At 60.1% G+C, this 18,024-nt stretch carries 16 protein-coding genes; 7 read left to right on the top strand and 9 right to left on the bottom strand.

Annotation, left to right across the window (positions count from 1 at the left end):
* Positions 1 to 5: 5 nt before the first annotated feature.
* From ACZ9H3_RS02190 to ACZ9H3_RS02205, 4 genes are all read right to left on the bottom strand, one after another.
* Positions 6 to 1,028, bottom strand: a complete 1,023-nt coding sequence (locus ACZ9H3_RS02190) for a sugar ABC transporter substrate-binding protein (protein ID WP_476219307.1) — start codon at positions 1,026 to 1,028, stop codon at positions 6 to 8.
* Positions 1,025 to 1,981 carry a sugar ABC transporter substrate-binding protein gene (locus tag ACZ9H3_RS02195; RefSeq protein ID WP_102052024.1) on the bottom strand — a complete coding sequence of 319 codons (957 nt, stop codon included), beginning with the start codon at positions 1,979 to 1,981 and terminating at the stop codon, positions 1,025 to 1,027. The genes ACZ9H3_RS02190 and ACZ9H3_RS02195 overlap by 4 nt, the downstream gene beginning before the upstream one ends.
* Before the next feature lie 314 nt (positions 1,982 to 2,295).
* Positions 2,296 to 3,792, bottom strand: a complete 1,497-nt coding sequence (locus tag ACZ9H3_RS02200; protein ID WP_476219309.1) for a succinate CoA transferase — start codon at positions 3,790 to 3,792, stop codon at positions 2,296 to 2,298.
* 271 nt (positions 3,793 to 4,063) lie between these two features.
* Entirely contained in the window at positions 4,064 to 5,842 is a 1,779-nt protein-coding gene (locus ACZ9H3_RS02205; protein ID WP_330523625.1) for an acyl-CoA dehydrogenase family protein, read from the bottom strand.
* A 617-nt stretch (positions 5,843 to 6,459) separates the two neighbouring features.
* Between ACZ9H3_RS02205 and ACZ9H3_RS02210 the strand changes: the two genes are divergently transcribed.
* The 6 genes from ACZ9H3_RS02210 to ACZ9H3_RS02235 all read left to right on the top strand — a co-directional run bounded on the left by ACZ9H3_RS02210 (position 6,460) and on the right by ACZ9H3_RS02235 (position 12,908).
* A complete protein-coding gene (locus ACZ9H3_RS02210) occupies positions 6,460 to 7,479 on the top strand; it encodes an AraC family transcriptional regulator (protein ID WP_330523627.1) in 1,020 nt (339 codons plus the stop codon).
* 80 nt (positions 7,480 to 7,559) lie between these two features.
* The gene (locus ACZ9H3_RS02215) at positions 7,560 to 7,943 is read left to right on the top strand and encodes a DUF2946 domain-containing protein (protein ID WP_476219312.1); all 384 of its coding nucleotides are present in this window, start codon (positions 7,560 to 7,562) and stop codon (positions 7,941 to 7,943) included.
* Between the two features lie 140 nt (positions 7,944 to 8,083).
* Positions 8,084 to 8,467 carry a DUF2946 family protein gene (locus tag ACZ9H3_RS02220; RefSeq protein ID WP_330523629.1) on the top strand — a complete coding sequence of 128 codons (384 nt, stop codon included), beginning with the start codon at positions 8,084 to 8,086 and terminating at the stop codon, positions 8,465 to 8,467.
* Between the two features lie 114 nt (positions 8,468 to 8,581).
* Positions 8,582 to 9,163 carry a putative natural product biosynthesis protein gene (locus ACZ9H3_RS02225; RefSeq protein WP_330523630.1) on the top strand — a complete coding sequence of 194 codons (582 nt, stop codon included), beginning with the start codon at positions 8,582 to 8,584 and terminating at the stop codon, positions 9,161 to 9,163.
* Between the two features lie 274 nt (positions 9,164 to 9,437).
* Positions 9,438 to 11,570: a TonB-dependent siderophore receptor gene (locus tag ACZ9H3_RS02230; protein ID WP_476219315.1), complete on the top strand. Its 2,133-nt coding sequence runs from the start codon at positions 9,438 to 9,440 to the stop codon at positions 11,568 to 11,570.
* Between the two features lie 111 nt (positions 11,571 to 11,681).
* A complete protein-coding gene (locus tag ACZ9H3_RS02235) occupies positions 11,682 to 12,908 on the top strand; it encodes an MFS transporter (protein WP_476219317.1) in 1,227 nt (408 codons plus the stop codon).
* A gap of 37 nt (positions 12,909 to 12,945) precedes the next feature.
* On the opposite strand, the gene ACZ9H3_RS02240 is transcribed toward ACZ9H3_RS02235, so the two are convergent.
* The 3 genes from ACZ9H3_RS02240 to ACZ9H3_RS02250 all read right to left on the bottom strand — a co-directional run bounded on the left by ACZ9H3_RS02240 (position 12,946) and on the right by ACZ9H3_RS02250 (position 15,970).
* Entirely contained in the window at positions 12,946 to 13,263 is a 318-nt protein-coding gene (locus ACZ9H3_RS02240) for a hypothetical protein (protein WP_476219319.1), read from the bottom strand.
* A gap of 1,212 nt (positions 13,264 to 14,475) precedes the next feature.
* Positions 14,476 to 14,772 carry a LysE family translocator gene (locus ACZ9H3_RS02245; protein ID WP_281182051.1) on the bottom strand — a complete coding sequence of 99 codons (297 nt, stop codon included), beginning with the start codon at positions 14,770 to 14,772 and terminating at the stop codon, positions 14,476 to 14,478.
* Positions 14,773 to 14,905: 133 nt separating this feature from the next.
* Positions 14,906 to 15,970, bottom strand: a complete 1,065-nt coding sequence (locus ACZ9H3_RS02250) for an SDR family oxidoreductase (protein WP_476219321.1) — start codon at positions 15,968 to 15,970, stop codon at positions 14,906 to 14,908.
* Positions 15,971 to 16,043: 73 nt separating this feature from the next.
* On the opposite strand from ACZ9H3_RS02250, the gene ACZ9H3_RS02255 reads away from it, so the two are divergent.
* Positions 16,044 to 16,448, top strand: a complete 405-nt coding sequence (locus ACZ9H3_RS02255; RefSeq protein WP_476219323.1) for a MerR family transcriptional regulator — start codon at positions 16,044 to 16,046, stop codon at positions 16,446 to 16,448.
* A 181-nt stretch (positions 16,449 to 16,629) separates the two neighbouring features.
* Here the strand turns inward: ACZ9H3_RS02255 and ACZ9H3_RS02260 are convergent, their stop codons facing one another.
* Both ACZ9H3_RS02260 and ACZ9H3_RS02265 read right to left on the bottom strand, forming a co-directional pair.
* The gene (locus tag ACZ9H3_RS02260) at positions 16,630 to 17,496 is read right to left on the bottom strand and encodes an SDR family NAD(P)-dependent oxidoreductase (RefSeq protein WP_476219325.1); all 867 of its coding nucleotides are present in this window, start codon (positions 17,494 to 17,496) and stop codon (positions 16,630 to 16,632) included.
* Entirely contained in the window at positions 17,489 to 18,013 is a 525-nt protein-coding gene (locus tag ACZ9H3_RS02265; RefSeq protein ID WP_476219326.1) for a nuclear transport factor 2 family protein, read from the bottom strand. Before ACZ9H3_RS02265 ends, ACZ9H3_RS02260 begins: the two co-directional genes overlap by 8 nt.
* Positions 18,014 to 18,024: the final 11 nt, after the last annotated feature.

Here is an 18,024-nt window from a genome sequence, read left to right on the forward strand (position 1 = left end):
GTTGTTCAAGCATCACCCCTGAGGCGGCGAACGTCATCGACGTTGTCCGCTGTGGTCAATAGTGTCTCGACGAAGGTTTCCTTGGGCAGGTCGTGCTCACCTGCCAGGTAACGGGCGACGTTGTGTACCGCCAAGCGTCCGATCAGTGCCGGTTGTTGCGAAACCACGGCGGCGACTGGCGTATTGGGTTGTTTAAGCAGGTCCAGTACTTCCGGTGTGCCGTCGACGCCGTAGGTCTTGATCTCGGTGCGCCCTGCGTCGATCAGCGCCTGGCTGGCACCCAACTGCGGCAAATCCCAGGCCGTCCAGATCGCATCGATCTCGCCCTTGGGGTATTTGTTCAGCAGCGCGGCGACTTGACTGCGGGCGTCCTGCACGGTGTTGGGGATGACATCACGCAGCTCCGGCTCGAGGAACTCGATTTGTGGGTAGAACTTGGTCACGAGCTTCAACTGGTCGTAACGAATACCGCAGCTTGGCACCCCATAGAAACCATTGAATACCAGCACACGTCCCTTGCCGCGCAGGTCCGCCACCAGCTTCTTGGCCAGGATCAAGCCGGTGCTCCAGTTGTCCGCCGAGATGGTATTGATGGCGTACTGCGACGGCACCTCGATGGTGAACAGCGGAATGCCGGCCGCCGCAATACGCTTGAACCAGGGGTCGATGATGCTCAAGGTGCCCAGCGTGTGGATCACCGCATCAGGCTTCTGGGTGACCAGGTTCTGAAGCTGGGTGACCATGGCCTTGTCGTTGCGCCCCGCGTCCAGGGTGATTGGCGTTCCGCCCAGCCTTTTCACCTCTTCGACCTGCGCGGCGAACGCACGGCTATCGAAGTAGATGCTGGTGCCCACGGTGCTGATGGCGATGCGTTTGCCCGCCAGTGAAGGCACCGGTGCGTCGCCACTGGCGCTGCCACTCGGGCTGGCTGCTCGGGCCAGGGAAGAAAGACCAAGGCCGGCAGCCAGGGTAACGCCAGCGCCCAGCAGGGCGCGTCGGCCGATATCGAAATCACTTTTCTGGCTCATTGGTCACCTCGCAGTTGTTGCATTTCATCCAGGTTGTTTGCCGTGGTCAGCAGGGTGGAAACGTGGGTTTCCTTAGGCAGGTCTTTTTGCCCGGCCAGGTAACGCGCGACATTCTGTACTGCGGTTTTTCCGATCAAGACGGGTTGCTGGGCCACAACGGCGCCGATGGGCGAATCGTCTCGCTGTATCAGGTCGAGCACTTCAGGTGTGCCATCGACACCGTAGGTCTTGATCTCGGTGCGCCCCGCGTCAATCAGCGCCTGGCTGGCGCCCAGCTGCGGGATGTCCCAGGCCGACCAGATGGCCGCGATTTCACCTTTGGGGTACTTGTTGAGCAACGCCGCGACCTGCGAGCGGGCGTCTTGCACGGTGTTGGGGATGACGTCACGCAGCTCGGGCTGAATGACCTTCAGATCCGGATGGTCGGCCAGCGCCTTGATCAGTTCGTCATAGCGGATGCGGCATACGGGCACGCCATAGAAACCGTTGAACACCAGGATGTTGCCCTTGCCACCGGTATCCTTGACCAGTTGCTCCGCCAACAAACGGCCCGCTGCGTAGTTGTCCGAGGTGGTGTTGTTGATGCTGTACTGCGAGGGCGCATCGATGGTGAACAGCGGAATGCCGGCCGCCTTGATGCGCTTGAGCCAAGGGTCGATCACGCTCAGCGTACCCAGCGTCTGGATAACGGCATCAGGTTTTTGGGTGACCACGGTTTGCAGTTGCGTGACCAGGTTTTTGTCGTTTCGGCCGGCATCCAGCGTAATGGGAGTACCGCCCAGGCGTTTTACCTCGTCGACCTGAGCCTGGAACGCCTTCACGTCGAAGTAATGGCTGGTGCCGGTCATGCTGATGGCGATGCGCTTGCCTGCCAATGACGGCACGTCGTCACTGGCGTAGGTGTTGGCGCCAAACAACAACGCGGTGCAGAACAGCATGTGCAGAAGTTTCATCGTATTCCTCTTCAAGGCATGTACGGCTCGACCGGCTACTTAACGGTCAGTAGCGGGCGACACATTTCTAGGGTGAGAGGAACAAGGCGAGAACCATGCCATGTTTAAAAGTGCTTTTAAAACAATGGCTTGGCTGTATTGAGCGGTAAGGTTGGAAGCACTGCACCGAACAAAGTGCTGAATGGCTGTTCGGGACCGAACAGCACGTAGGCGGTGATGCGCGGGTGACGAGGTTTAGCGCAGAACCGAACGGCCTGGGGGTGGCCGTTCAGTTGCAGTGCCGCGCGTTTGCGCTGCAGCGGTGTGCCAGGGCGTCAGTTGGGTTGCTGCATGCTGCCTGTCTTGTTCAAACGTACATGCCAGCTCAACGCCTGGCTGAGGTCGTGGGGGGTATGTCCGCCCAGCAGGCAGGCGGCGCTGAAGTAGTCATCAAGGGCTGCGCGGTAGTCTGGGTGTACGCATTGATCAATAATCACCCGGGCCCGCTCTCGAGGTGCGAGGCCCCTCAAGTCAGCCAAGCCGTGCTCAGTGACCAGAATATCCACGTCGTGCTCTGTGTGGTCGACGTGGCTGACCATGGGCACTACGCGCGAAATGTTCCCGTCCTTGGCAATCGACTTGGTCACGAATATCGACAGGCGAGCGTTGCGGGCAAAGTCCCCGGAGCCGCCGATGCCGTTCATCATTTGGGTGCCGCAGACGTGAGTGGAGTTCACGTTGCCGTAGAGATCAAACTCCAGCGCGGTGTTGATTGCGATGAGCCCCAGGCGTCGAATGACTTCCGGGTGGTTGGAGATTTCCTGGGGGCGCAGTACCAGGCGGTCAGCGTACTTTTCCAGGTTGCCGAAGACTCGCTCGCCACAGGGGCCGGACAGGGTGATGGAGCATCCCGAGGCAAATTTCAGCTTGCCGGCGTCAAGCAGGTCGAACGTGGAGTCCTGCAGGACTTCGGAGTACTGCACCAAGTCGTTGAAGGGCGCGTTGATCAGGCCACACATCACGGCATTGGCAATGGAACCCACGCCCACTTGCAGCGGCGCCAGGTTTCTAGGCAGGCGGCCCATTTCCACCTCCTGCTCGAAGAACCGCACCAAGTGGTCGGCGATGGACTGCGTGTCATTGTCAGGCGGCAACATGGTCACGGTCGCCTCGGGCGAGTTGCAGATGACGATGGCGGCGATGCGTGACGGATCGATGTCGATCGCCTGGCTACCGATGCGCTCGTTTGAGTGACGAATGGGGATAGGGCCACGGTGAGGGCGATCTTGAGGCAGGTAGATGTCATGTAACCCCTCGAAGTGTGGATTGCTCGCCAGGTTGAGTTCGACGATTACCTGCTTGGCCGCCAGGGCCAGGCTTGCCGAGTTGCCCACGGAGGACGTAGGTACGATATGCCCTTGCTCGGTGATGGCCACCGCTTCGACGACCGCAATATCCGGGGTGGGCAGGAAACCATCGCGCACCTGTTCGACCACTTCCGAGAGGTGCTGGTCGATGAACATGACGCGCGCTTCGTTGATGGCTTTGCGCAGTACCGCATCGCCCTGAAAGGGCATCCGCCGTGCCAGCAGGCCGGCTTCGGCCATTTTCCCATCCAGCCCTCCGCCAAGGCTGGCGCCGGTAATCAGGTTGATTTTCAGTGGCGTGCGCTTGACCTGCTCGATCAATGCCAAGGGAACCGCTTTGGCGTCTCCCGCACCGCCAAAACCACTCATGCCGATGGTCATGCCGTCTTTGATGAGCCGTGCTGCCTGCGTCGCACTCATGATCTTGTCGTGCAGGGAAGCCAGTCGAATACGCGAAGCGTGCATGGGGGAAACCTCAAATAGGGGGAGAAATGGACGGGCTACCGGGCATCAAACGCCCAATGGGTACGCGCGTCCTTACTCAGCAGGGCCGTTGCGAAGCGCTGCTCGCCTGATTGTTCTTGGGGGTGGGCAGAAGGGGAGGCCGAGACGATCAAGGCGGGTATCGCTATGTTGTGGGGCAAACGTGTGTTGCAAACGTGCGGTGACCGTTAAAGGCCACCGCAGTAGTTCGCAGTGCCAGTCGTTACTGGGGGGCTAGTCAATGAACGCGCAGTCAAAATTGTTCGTCGTCCAGTGCCATGATGCTTCTGCTGCCGCTACCAATGGCGGTCAGCAGGGCATGCACGCGCGGCAGTAGCTGTTCGGCATAGAAGTCGGCAGTGACCAGCTTGGCTTTCAGGAACTGAGGATCGCCGCTGCCGGCGTCGAGCAGGGCTTGGGCGCTCAAGGCCGAGCGAGCCATCAGCCAACCGCCGCAGAGGTAGCCGAACAGCATCATGAAGTTCACGCTGATGCTGCCTGCCAGGTGCGCGTCGGTTTTCGCATTGTCGAGGAGAATGCGCAGGGCTTGCCGGCCAGCGCCCAAGGCGCCTTCCAGTGCGGCAGCCTGATTGGCGAGGTGCGTCGAGCGTTGCAGCACAGCGACGGTTTCGCCGATATCGTCCAACAAACGGTTGATCAACTGGCCTTCGTTGAGCAGTGTCTTGCGCCCGACCAGGTCAAGTGCCTGGATGCCGGTGGTGCCCTCATAGATGGTCAGGATACGGGCGTCACGATAATGCTGGGCGGCGCCGGTTTCTTCGATGAAGCCCATGCCACCGTGAATCTGTACGCCGAGAGAGGTCACCTCTTGTGCCATCTCGGTCAGCCACCCCTTGACGATGGGGGTGAGCAGGTCGACGCGACCTTGATGCAGCTTTGCCGCGTCTGCGTCAGGTGCGTAGGTGGTCCGGTCCACTTCGGCGGCAGCCACCAGTGCCAGGGCTCGCATTGCCTCGATGGACGCCTTCATCTGAAGCAGCATGCGCCGTACATCCGGGAAGTGGATGATCGAGAAGCGGCTACCGTCCTTGCGCGTGCCTTGCAGGCGGTCCTTGGCGTACTGCAAGGCGTGTTGGTAGGCGCGTTCGGAGATGGCCAGGCCTTGCAGGCCAACGCTTTGTCGAGCGTGGTTCATCATGGTGAACATGCACGCCAGCCCTTGGTGTGGTTCGCCCACCAGGTAACCGATGGCGCCACCGTTATCGCCAAAGCTCATGACACAGGTCGGGCTGCCGTGGATGCCCAGCTTGTGCTCCAGCGCGATGCAGCGGGCATCGTTGAGTGCGCCTGGCTTGCCTTGGGCATCAAGCAGGAATTTAGGCACGACGAACAGCGAAATGCCTTTTACGCCGGCCGGTGCATCTGGCAGCCGGGCCAGTACCAGATGGACGATGTTCTCCGTCATCTGGTGGTCGCCCCAAGTGATGAAGATTTTCTGCCCGCTGATCAGGTAATGGTCGCCCTGAGGGATAGCACGGCTCTTGATCGCGGCCAGGTCTGAACCGGCATCCGGCTCGGTGAGGTTCATGGTGCCGGTCCATTCGCCACTGACCAACGGGGCAAGGTAGGCATCACGCAAGGCGGGCGAGCCGTGGTGGGCGATGGCCTCGATTGCACCTTGCGTCAGCATCGGGCAGAGGGCGAAGGCCATGTTGGCCGAATGCCAGATTTCATTGACGGCAGTGCCGATCACATTCGGCAGGTTTTGGCCGCCCCAGATTTCCGCTGCAGTCAACGAAGGCCAGCCGCCGGCCTGGAACTGCTGATAAGCATCGGCGAAACCGGGAGTTTCCTGAACGCCGTGCTCGCCCAGACGTGCGCCCTGGGTGTCGCCAATCCTGTTGAGCGGTGCCAATACGCCAGAGCCCAGACGACCGGCTTCGGCCAGAATCGCGGACACCAGTTCATCGTTGATGTCATCCCGATGTGCCGATGCACACAAGGCTTCAAATTCGACCAGTTGCTGCAGGACGAACTCGCTGTCGCGATAGGGATGGGTGTAATCACTCATTAAGACATCCTCTTTAAAACGATGCGTCAGGCCGACCGTGCTGTTCACGCTGCTGGGGCCAAACGTCAGGGTCGTGTCATGGGTATTGGGTATTGGGTATTGGAAGCGTCAGGCCTTGCGTTGAGCTGCGCCCGATAATCGACCAAATTGGCCAGATGCGATGGGGCGCTCGCCTCGACTGTCATGGGCCCGCTGGCATTGGCCACAGCCGTCGCCCAGCGCATGAAGGCGCGCTAGTGGGGGCAGTGTGAGCCGGTAATTCTGTAGGGCAGAGGGCGCATATCGGCCGCGCTTCAGGCCGTTGGTGTGCACGCTGGGCGCAACGGATGTCGCCTGGTGCGGGTATATCAATACGTTTAGCCTGCGGTTCTTGCGCGGACGAGTAGCTGTCCCTGGCGTTGTAACCACGTTTACTGCTTGCACGTGCACGGACGGGTTCCTTGGGAATTGTCGGAAATGGCAGCGTTTTACCCGCATCAGTCAGGCCTCTGCTGGCGGTCGCTACCTTCCATTGGAAGGGCCCTTGGCGACAATAACGAAACCAGTCGAAAAATAGACATAAACGGACAGCGGTATGGCGGTAGACTTCGCGGATGTGATGCAGGGATCTGTCTTCGATGGGTATAGAGCGCTATTCCATTTCCATTCATTTCGCCCGAATGCTCATGAACGCCGGGCGCCGTCTTCAGCTTGACGAGGCGGTGCTGCTCAATGAAGCGGGCCTTAATCGACGCATGCTGGACAATGCCCATCTGCGGATCACGCCTGATCAATTCAGTCGCTTGATGCGAGCGGTCTGGCGTTTGGCCGATGACGAGTTTCTGGGCATGGGCGCGCAGCGTTGTCGGCAGGGCGTGTTCGCCATCATGGCCAAGCAGGTCGTTCATTCACGTAACCTGCACTCGGTGTATTACAAGCTGAGCCACTTCTACAATGTGGTGAATGACTCCTTGCACCTGGCGCTTGATGTCGTCGGTGATGAAGCGGTTTTTTCGATGCGGCTCAAGGATCCGGCTCAAGACCCGGACTACCTGCTCAGAGGTTTTCTACTGCTGTTGTGGCATCGTTTTCCCAGCTGGTTGATTGGCCAGCGGATTTCGCTGAAGCATGTCGCGTTTGACCATCCGGCGCCCAAACACCTGACAGAGTACCGTTTGATGTTTCCCTGTCCGGCGAAGTTCGACCAGCCGGTGACCTGCCTGGTGTTCGATGCGGCGGCACTCAAGGCACCGCTGGTGCAAACACCCGAGGCCCTAAGGGTTCATTTGAAGCGAGCGCCATTCGACTGGTTCACTCGGCCGGCCTATTACCCCGTCTATACACGGCGAGTGCTGGATTACCTGGAGCGCTCGGAAAATCTGGCTGAAGCCACCATTCAGCATGCGGCACTCGCGTTACACCTCACCGACAGAACACTGAGGCGAAAGCTCGCGGCTGAGGGAAGCCAGTTTCAACGGCTCAAGGATGGTGTGCGTCGGGACATGGCGATCCATTACTTGAGCCAGACGTCGATGTCGATCAGTCTTGTTTCCCTAGCGCTGGGTTTTTCTGAGCCTTCCGCATTCACTCGGGCGTTCCGGCAATGGACAGGGGAGCTGCCGAAGACCTACAGGGATGTCGCTCGTGATAGAAAATAGTCGGCAATGGTTTTCTGGCCAGTCTGTTCGACCCAAGTCGCGCTTCAGCCTTCTTGCGGTTCGATGGTAAAGTCGCCGCCATGAAACTCGCCCGCTCAGACCGCTCACTCATTGCCTGGATGCTGTATTTCAGCGTTCTGTTCAATGTGTTTGCCTGCGGTTTGGGGCACGGGCAGGTGATGGGGCTGGAACTCAATGGCTTGGGTGGACAGTTCTGCGCCTCCCTCGGCGGCAAGGCCCCCAGCCCGAGCACCGACCTCGGCAGCCCTTCGGCCAGCGGCTGGGGCGCCAGTTTTTCTTGTCCGATTTGCTCTGCACTAAGCCTTGGCATTGCCATGCTGTTCTGCCTCAGCTGGTTGCTACGGCTGGGGCGAACACAACGTCCCGGCCGTGAGCAACGCTGCAAGGCGCCCCCGCGTTATTCCTGGCCCTCGGCCAATCCTCGCGCATCCCCTCTGATTTAACGCTCACAGGCGGACGGCCTTATTGGCCGGTGACCGCTGCAGGCCTTCGTCCGCTGTTCGCCTTGCTGTCGCCCATGCGCCACAGCGTGGGGGCGGGTGTTTGATTGTCATCATCCTTAGGGTGTTGCATGCAGGGTGGAATGAGTAACGCCAGTCAGCAGAACGTCTGGGTCGCGGCGTTTCTGGCGATTGTGCTCAAGGTCATGGCGCTGCCGATGGCCGGTGCTTTTGGCGCGTTGAGCATTGAGCAGTTGCTGACGGGCAGCTTTTGCTCTGCGGGCAGCGTGCAGCAGGTCACGCTTGCGCTCGACAAACAGCGGCCATCCTCTGCGGGCAAGGCTGACCAAGTCCATTGTTGCTGTTCTCAGACGCTTGAAGCCGTATTCATTCCGCCAGCGTCGGTGGCGCTGATCGGTGCTATCGCGGCGTCACCGCGGCCGTTCACACCGCCATTGTTCTGGGTGTCGCCCCGTGCCCGCTGGCCGTCGATCAACCCCCGAGCGTCTCCTGCTCGTCACGCATGACCGGCTTTTTCCGCACACCCGAATCGGGTGTGCCCATGGTTAATGGTGACAGGGTAAGGAGCGCAACATGGCGCGTGGTATTGAAGGTTTGAATCGCCCATTGGGGAGGCTGACATGCGAGCGCTAGCGGTTCCGTCAGGCGCCTCGCGATTGGTCAGCAAGGCTTCCCGACTGGGGAAAAAAGGGGATTTTCTGCTGCCGTTTCCCGACTACCCCAGCAACGCACGCAGCTTCGTGCACCTGGATGCCCGTCTGCTGCCGTACTGGCACACGTTGTTCGATGTGTGCCCGGCGCTGCTTAAGCTCGACCCTCCGGATGGTCTGAATATCTTTCGTGGTTTCATGACCTGGGCGTACCGCAATCATCCGCCACTGAACTGGACGTATTACCTGAGCGTGTGTCGCTGGCTGCTCGGCTCCAGCTACCGGGCACGGATCAACGACGCGCACATCGAGTCGTTCATGAGTGCTGCGGCGGCGCGTTGGATCAATACCGATGACAGCCTGGCGCGCGGGTTGGTCTTGGCCTGGCAAGGTTCACCGCAGATGCTCTTCGATTGGAAGGTGGCGCCTCGTCCGATGCTCGCGCCCGATTTGGAGCAGGAAGAACTTCCACCGGTGCCGTGGGACTTTGCCTGGTGCCCACTGACGGGCAAGGGCGGCACGGGGTTTCGCAGGTGGTTGCCGGTACCCTGAGTAGCGCTTGCCGGGTACGTCGGTGGCGAGCCAGCCTGTCGGCCTTGTGCGACAGGCTGCCGCATCCCTGGCAGCCGCCCATAAAGCGGCTCGTCGGGGCGGCCCTGGCATGGCTTGGCCGTGGCGGGATGTCGCAGTTTTAGCAGCAGGCTCTGAGGCACTAGAGTCGCGCCGTCCGTTGACAGGGTAGTCGCTGGCGCCATCCAGAGCGTTTTATCAGGGCTTTGTGGAGCATGCCGGACGGCTGCCGCCAGATTATCGAGCGAGCACCCTCATGGTTTTAAAACAACGTCCTGGCCCTGCGCCACTGGGCTGGTCCCTGGTATTGGTCAGCATGTTCAGCAACGCTGCCGAGCAACCACTGGCCTTACCGGAAACCACTGTCGTCGGCCAACGGGAGCCCGGCTATAAAGCCGAAACCGTCAGTGGATTCAATAAAACTCCGCTCAGCTCACGAGAGGTTCCTCAGTCGGTCAGTGTGGTGACGCGTCAGCAGATGGACGACCAGGGCATGGTCAGTGTCCCCGACGCCATGCAGCAAGTGACCGGCGTCACCCTCATCGCCAATGACACCTTGAGCTACCAGTATTTGTCCCGTGGTTATGCGTTGGGCGTGATGTACGACGGTGTGCCTTCGTACAACGGCATGACCCCGTCCAACCAGTTCGACCTGCCGCTGTACGAGCGCATCGAAGTGCTCCGGGGGCCTTCCGGCCTCCTGCAGGGCGCGGGTGAGCCGGGTGGTGTGGTCAATCTGGTCAAGAAGCGGCCCCTGGATCATTTCGCCGCCAACTGGGCCCTTTCTGCAGGTTCCTGGGATACCTACCGCCGTGAGGGCGATATCAGCGGGCCGCTGAATGACAGTGGCAGCCTGCGCGGTCGCCTGGTGCTGTCGAGCGAGGATCGCCAATACTTCTACGATCGAACCAGCAGTGACAAATGGTTGGGGATGGCCGCCCTCGCTTACGACCTGAATCCGCAGACCACACTGGACGTTTCCTACAGCACTCAAGAGCAGCAGGTGCAGGCGCCCTGGTCCGGGTTACCGGCGTATGACCTGGTGGACGCCAAGGGGCACTACAGGTTGCTGGATGTGTCGCGCTCAACCTTCCATGCCCCTGACTGGGGACGGCTGAGCTACGACACCCATGAGTGGTCGGCCAGCCTTGAACATCGCTTCGACAACGAATGGGTACTCAAGGGCGCGTTCAACCGGCGGGAACAGTACCAGAACTACAAGTACGCCTATGCCTCATCGGGCCTGGCGCCACTGACCGATACCCTCCGCTACAGCAGCATGCAAGGTGCCTACAACTACACCCGCGAAGGCATGGACGTGTTCTTGAGCGGGCCGTTCGCGTTGCTGGGGCGTACCCACAACCTGCTGCTGGGGGCCAACGCTGAGGTGTACAACAGCCGTGGCCGCTCGGGGCGTGGTGTGGGGGGGAGCACAACCTTTGACGGGCTCGATGATCTGCCCGAACCGACGATTGCATACACCTCGGGCAGAGAGAGTGAAACCGAACAGTACGGTCTCTATTCCCGGCTGAACATTAGCCTTGCCGATCCGTTGACGCTGGTACTGGGGGCTCGCACCACGACCTTCCGCAGCCGTACCCGCGACGTTGCGCCATCCAATGCCTCGGACTGGCGAGACGGTGCTGAAGCCGATCAGCAGATCAGCCCCTATGGCGGCCTGCTGTATGAGTTGAACCCGAACATCACCTTGTACGCCAGCTATACCGACATTTTTGTACCGCAGACCCAACTGAAGGCGGATGGCAGCGTGCTCAAGCCGCGTGAAGGGCGCCAGTATGAAGTCGGCAGCAAAACCGAATGGCTGGAAGGGCGCCTGGGGCTGTCGTTGGCCTGGTTCAATTTGCGCGACGAGAACCGTGCCTACGCCGATCCGGCTTATCCAAACGACAACTACTACCTGAACGCCGGCGAAGTAGAAAGCGAGGGCTGGGAGCTGGAAGTCACTGGCAAGCCCGCTGCTGGGCTCGACCTGTCGGCAGGTTACACCCGCCTGGAGACGCGCTACCTGCAAGCCCGGGAGAATCAGGGGCGAACCTACTCGATCCAGACGCCCAAGGACCAGCTCAAGCTGTGGAGCAACTACCGCTTTGACGAGCAGAGCGCCCTGGCGGGGTTCAGTGTCGGCCTTGGGGTACTGGCCAATGGTGCGACACAGAGTTCACGGGGCTGGCGCGACGAACTGGTGAACAGTGGTTATGCCGTGGTCAACGGCCGTATCGGCTACCAACTGGACAAACAACACAGCGTCGATCTGCACATCAACAACCTGTTGGACCGCACCTACTACGCTTCAGTCGGTACCCCCAATATCTACAACTTCTATGGTGAGCCGCGCAGTTTTACGTTGACCCTGAGAGGGGCGTACTGAGTGTGCGACATGGGTTGATCTCGACGGGCTGTAAACCCCTTGGTCGCGATGTATCCTTCATCCAGGACTGTATGAGGTGATCAGCGTGCAACCCGCGGGGATTTCTACACGATGAATGCGCTCAACGACGAAGGACCGTCTTTGCCTGTAGTGCAATCTACTAATGCCACGGTGCGTCGCCGCTCGTTGATTGCGGGTTGTGGCGCCCACGCTGTCCATGATGGCCTGACCGACGTTATCTATGTGCTGTTGCCGATCTGGCAGGCGCAGTTTTCCTTGAGCTATGCCCAGATCGGCCTGTTGCGTGGTGCCTACTCGGGGATGATGGCCGGTTTCCAGTTATTGGCAAGCCGTGCCGCGAGGCGCTGGGGGAGAGCACGCCTGTTGGTGGCCGGTACCGCACTTGCGGGGCTGGCCTATGTGTTGGCAGGGCAGGCTGGTGGGTTGAGCCTGCTGTTGATGGCGCTGTTGCTGGGGGGATTGGGTGCGAGCACTCAACACCCACTGGCGTCTTCGTTGATTACGGACACTCACGAGGCGGGCGGGGGCGTCAAGCAAGCGTTGTCGCAGTACAACTTCGCTGGGGACATCGGTAAAACGCTGCTGCCGGGCGTTGTCGGCCTGCTGCTGATGCTGATCAGTTGGCGCGCCAGCGTCACCCTGATGGGCCTGCTCGGCCTGATGGCTGCGGGCCTGCTGTGGTGGCTGATTCCGGCGCAGGCGCAGCCCGCGTCGGCTCAGGGTAAAGCCTTCGCGGCAAACGCCGGGCGGGGTTCTGTCGGCGGGTTGCGTGCCCTGGTCCTGACCGGCACGCTGGACAGCGCGGTGCGGATGGGGTTCCTCACCTTCTTGCCGTTCCTGCTGCAAGCCAAAGGGGCCGGGACGGCAGGCATAGGGTTGGCGCTGATGATGTTGTTCGTCGGTGGGGCATTCGGCAAGTTGCTGTGCGGCTACCTGGGCGTACGCATTGGCATGATGAAGACCGTATGGTTGACCGAGTTCTCTACCGCTGCGCTGATCATCTTGGCGGTGTACCTGCCGTTTTACGGCCTGATGGCGACCCTGCCGCTGTTGGGGTTGGTGCTGAACGGTACGTCATCGGTGCTCTATGGCACCGTGCCGGACCTGGCCGGCCCAGGCAAGCGCGAACAAGCCTTCGCCGTGTTCTACACCGGCACGATTGGTGGCGGCGCGCTGGCGCCAGTGGTGTTTGGTCATCTGGGCGATATCACGGGGGTGCCCTTCGCCGTGATCATCGTGGCCACCACCTTGTTGCTGACGCTGCCGTTGTCCTGGTATGTGCAGAAAGGCCTGGACGCAGAACCTGCCGTGGCCTGAAAAGCGGGCAGGGCGAGCGCCGCTGCCCGTTATACCGTTAGCGCGTTTCCGGCCTTGAGCGCTCGACCTCCATGCCACCGAGCAACGCCTGCGCCAGCCCTTGAGCCATATCAACGGCCGTGCGGGTGAACCAGAGCAGATGCCGGGTTTCGCTGTCGACCACCTGACAGGCCTGTTCGTTGGTGGCGTAGGCGGAACGTAGCAGGATGGTGAGGTGGATCAGCACGTCTTCGACGTTGAGCCCGGCGCGAACACTGAACAGCGGATCGTGGCTGTCTTCGCAGGATCCGAAGGTGGCGCAGGCGGTGGTTTTCAGGATGTTGGTGGGTGGGGGATCGGGGACTATCTTGGTCATGGTGACGCTCCTTGATTGTTGGAGCCGCCACGTATCGCTACCAAACGAATGGGTGGCGGCTGTACGCAGGTTGGTAGACCGGGAATCAAGGAACCCAGCGCGCACGAAGGCGCCCCGCGCACAGCCGCCATAACGCGAACCAGCTGGCGCAGATAAAGTGCCAACTGATTCGGATAGGCCGCTTGTGCGCCTTGATTACCAACCGGGCTACCAAACCCGATCGCTGGATTGTCAGCGACGCGCAGCAGATTAACGGGGTTGACGTGTGGATTCAAGCGCAGGTGGGGATGAACTGACACGAATGTCCTTGATGCCCATCAAGGGTGGCAGTTGTACGCGGGTTAGCAGACCAGGGATCAAGGAGCCCGGCGCACCCGAAGGTGCCCCACGCACAACCGCCATAGCACGAAGCAACAGGCAAGAATTAAAGCACCTGTTGAACGAGGGCTGGGCTGCTGAAATCGGCCGCTGTATTGGGCGCAATGCGCAAGAGGGTAATTGGGCTGAAGTGTGTATTCAAACGCATAATTGTACGAACTTATGCGAATGTCCTTGATACCCGATAAGGGTGGCAGCTGTACGCGGGTTGACAGACCGGGCTCCAGGTCCCGGCGCACCCGAAGGTGCCCCACGCACAACCGCCATAGCACGAAGCAACAGGCATGAATTAAAGCATCTGCTGAGCGAAGGGGGCACTGTATGCACCATTGAGCGATGTCTGCTCATGCTGGGCTTGATATGAACAAGACAGGATGGCCATTTCTGGCCGAGAGCTGACCTCCGCGAAGGGCCGCTTTGGGGTCCGGATTCAACCGGTGGATGCGATACAAGCACCGCGAATTTACTGAGACCACGCCGATACCATCGCGGGCAAGCCCGCTCCCACAAGATGGACTGCAGTCCGGTGGGGGATTCATACAAGCAGGCTTGCCTGCGATACAAACACCGCGAAGGTACTGGCACCACACCGATGCCATCACGGGCGAAGCCCGCCCACAGGATAGTGTTGGCCTCAGCCGTTGCCCATTCACTGTGGGAGCGGGTTTACCCGAGAACACGGGCGCAGCCCGTGCCATGTTACTGGGGTAATTGAGTGTCCTCGATGGTGAAAGCGCTCATCCACCATCGACAGTTCACAAGCAATAGCCGTTGTTCAGCCTGAAGCCAAAAAATGGCTACCTCCCTTGCGGACCAAGCAGTGATGACCGTCACTCAGGCAACCTTGGCCTGAACGGTAAACAGGCTCGCCCCCAGCGCCACGAACGAGGCGCCGAACAGCCGGTTCATCAACCGCGCACGGTTCGGCGAGGCGAGCTTGCGCCGCAGCACCTGGGCCAGGGCCACATAGAAGGCATGGGAGGCGATCGAGCAGGCCGCGAAGGTCAGCACGAGAATGCTCAACTGTGCGTTCGAGTCACTTCCCGAGCGGATGAATTGCGGCAGGAACGCTGCGAAGAACAGGATCGCCTTGGGGTTGGTCAGCGCCACGGTCACGCCGTTTAGCATCAGTCTGTTGTTGCTGGAGGCGCGCCTGGCCGGCCGTCACAACGCCTTACAGGAACGCCATCTGCGCGCCTCCGATCGCGCGCAGTACAGCATAAGGAATTTGCTACTTCATCGAAGATTGCCTGACGTGGTTGGCTCAATTGGGCAGGTAACCCTCGACATAGCGCACCGTCTTTTCCAACGTTCGCGCCAGGTCGGGATGTGTTAACTGATACTTCCTTTCCAGTTGCTTGCTATCGCTCATGTCGAAGCGCTGCGTCTGAATAAAGTTCAGTGACTCGGCGCTGATCGCGAGTCGGGCTGCCAGTCCGGGAATCGTCAAAAGCCACCTGAGCACCCCTATCGCTACATGGCGGCGGGGTGCCTTGACCTTCAGCGTTATTGCGACCTGCTGAAGCATCCCCTGCAAGTTCGGTGTGCGCTCATCGAGCGCCAGGACCTGCCGGTTGGCCATCGAAGGGTCGAACGCCACGCAGGTTATCATCGTCACCAGGTAATCGACGCTGACCAATGGCAACCAGTGCGCGGCGGAACCGGGGACAGCTTTGAACCGGCCTTGTGCCAGATTTCGAATGAGTTCGGCCAGCGGTTGCCCTTCCAGGATGTGCCCACTCTCGCTGTGGCCACACACCGTAGCAGGATGAACGATCGTGTAATCCGCGCCCGCTTCCTGCATGTAACGAATGACTGCGAAATGGGATTCGAGCTTGCTGCCTTCGTAGCCACCTACACGGTTGTAGACTGCGGGCCAATGTGTGTTTTCAGGGTGCTCATTATCAACCCCGATACTGGCAAGGTGGGTAAGGTTCTGCAGCATAAAGCCGCCCACCATCAGCAATCGGATACGCTGGCTCGCCGCAATCCTGGCGACGTTCAGGGCCCCTTGCACATTGATTGTGCGGGCGCGCTCCATTGTAAGCCCCCAGGTAAATTGCGCCGCGAGGTGGAAAACCACAGCGGCCGAAGACACGCGCTGCCTGTCTGCCTCGCTGAGCCCAAGCCCCTCACTGCTGATATCGCCCTCAACGGCATGGATATACGCAGGGTTACCGCCCAGTCGGCCTACCTGCTCTCTGAGACGCTCAGTGTTTTCAGGACTGCGCATAAGCACCCAAGTCTTGTGCCCTGTGGCAGTAAGACGGGCCAGTAAATGTTGACCCACAAACCCACTGCTGCCTGTGACGAAGCATTCAACGCTCATGCCTGACTCCTTGTTTGGATGATTGGCGCAGGCTAAGGTGTAGAGCCTGCTCTACAGTCAAGGAATTTTTAATGTGAACATTGGGGAGTTGGAGCGCCGCAGTGGCCTCGGGCGCCATGCATTGCGCTATTACGAGCAGCTCGGGCTGATCGTGGCCCATCGACAGGCCAACAACTACCGCAGCTACAGCGATCAGACCGTTGTTGATTTGGCATTCATTCAGAGTGCCCAGAGCGGAGGGTTTTCACTCGCTGAAATTGGCGACATCCTCGCGGCCAGGCGGGGTAATACGATCGATTGTGCTCAAGGCGCGGCCTTGGTCGCCAGCAAGATGGCCGAAATTCAAGCGAAGATCACCACCCTGCAAGCCGCGTATGTTTTTTTGGACGCGGAGCGTGCGAAGCTTGAAGCCAGTGCCATTGCCAACGGACAGACTATTCCTCACCGGCCTGTCCCTGAGCATGCCTCGACGCCATAGCCTCCGGGCGAGGCCATTCAGCGTGGCCCCTGCACCCTGGAGCTTGCCTTGCCAATATGCATGGCGAACCCTGAGTCGTTTGAAGGTTCCGCGATCTCGCTAAAGATCGACATCTACGGCGATCTCTTCCGCATCCCGTCGAGCCGACGTTTACGGTCTCAAGCTGCTATCGGCGGCCTCGCTACTCGACAATCGCCGGATGAGCCTGCACTGGACTGCCCAGCATGTCGCGATAGGACGGAGGCTGTTGGCCATTCAGATCGACAATGCCGTACTTCACCGCAACTTCTGCCCCGATCAGGACCTGCCCGGACTGCGTCATTCGGTCAGGGTCGCAATACAGCGCGTGAATGACCCTGCCAGTGAACTCCGGGCTTTCCATGACGAACGAAAATTCCTCGTAGCGATGCGGGTGGTCTTGCAATGCACGTGTCGTGCGCTCCGTGCGCAGCGGACCCATCCAGATGGACACCACCGCGACATCGTAGGGGCGAAAGTCCACGGCCATGTCTTTGGCGAATTTGTCGACACCGGCCTTCTGCGCGCCATAGGCTGCGCCGTGCATGTAGCAGTTCGAGCCAAATGACGAGGTAAATACGATCAGCCCGCCACGACGTTTGGCCATCAGCGGAGCCGCGTACCAGCTCACCACATAGGCGGAGCGTAAACCGACGTCGAGGATCTTGACGAGATCGAGCGGCTTCTCCCAGAACGGTCCGGGGTTTATCAGTTGATCGTGTAGAAACGTCGCGTTATTGACAAGGATGTCGAGCCGCCCGCTCTCTCGCTCGACCTGCTCGAAGAGGCTGCGCACCTGCTCATCATCGGCGTGATCGCACGCGACGGCGATGCCCTTGCCGCCTAACGCATCGATTTGGCGCGCCGTCTCGTGGATCGTGCCTGGCAACGACGCATCGCCCTCGTTCTGCGAACGGCCGGTCACGTACACCGTCGCGCCCGCCGCGCCGAGTGCCAGAGCAATGCCTTTGCCGGCACCACGCGACGCGCCTGTTACAACCGCGACCAACTGGCTGTGATCGTTACTCATCTGCAGGTGCTCCCATTTCTGTGGCACTCGCCTGAACACCGGCGAAGCGCACACCGGGCTCGGTCTGCTCATAGCTGGCGATCAGCGTGGACGTCACCACGCAGCGCGTGGCGCTGATCTTCCAATGACCGTTGATCTTGCGGTACTCGTCGTCATAGTGCGCGCCAAGCTGGGTGATAGCCCGCGATTGCGTGTCGATCATCTGGTAATGCAAACCCCATGTGCCACGGGCGTGCGTATCATCAAGCACATCGATCTGCGGGTTGACGCCATGGTGCATCTCGACAACATGTGGATGACAGCCGAGCTGTTGGAAAATCGCCACGAGTTGATCGCGGTCTTCGAACACACCGATCCGGCCGTAGTCGATAAGCACCGGGCCCGGCGCGAAGCAGTCGCGCATGCCCTGCGGATCCTTCAGATCGCAACACGCCAGATAGCGCGCCTTGAGCTGGCGAATCACTTCGACATCTTCAAGCGTGCGCAGGCGGGTTTCCAGTTGATCAATAGAGGTCATGCCATCTCCTT

The organism is Pseudomonas sp. TE3910, from assembly GCF_056279025.1.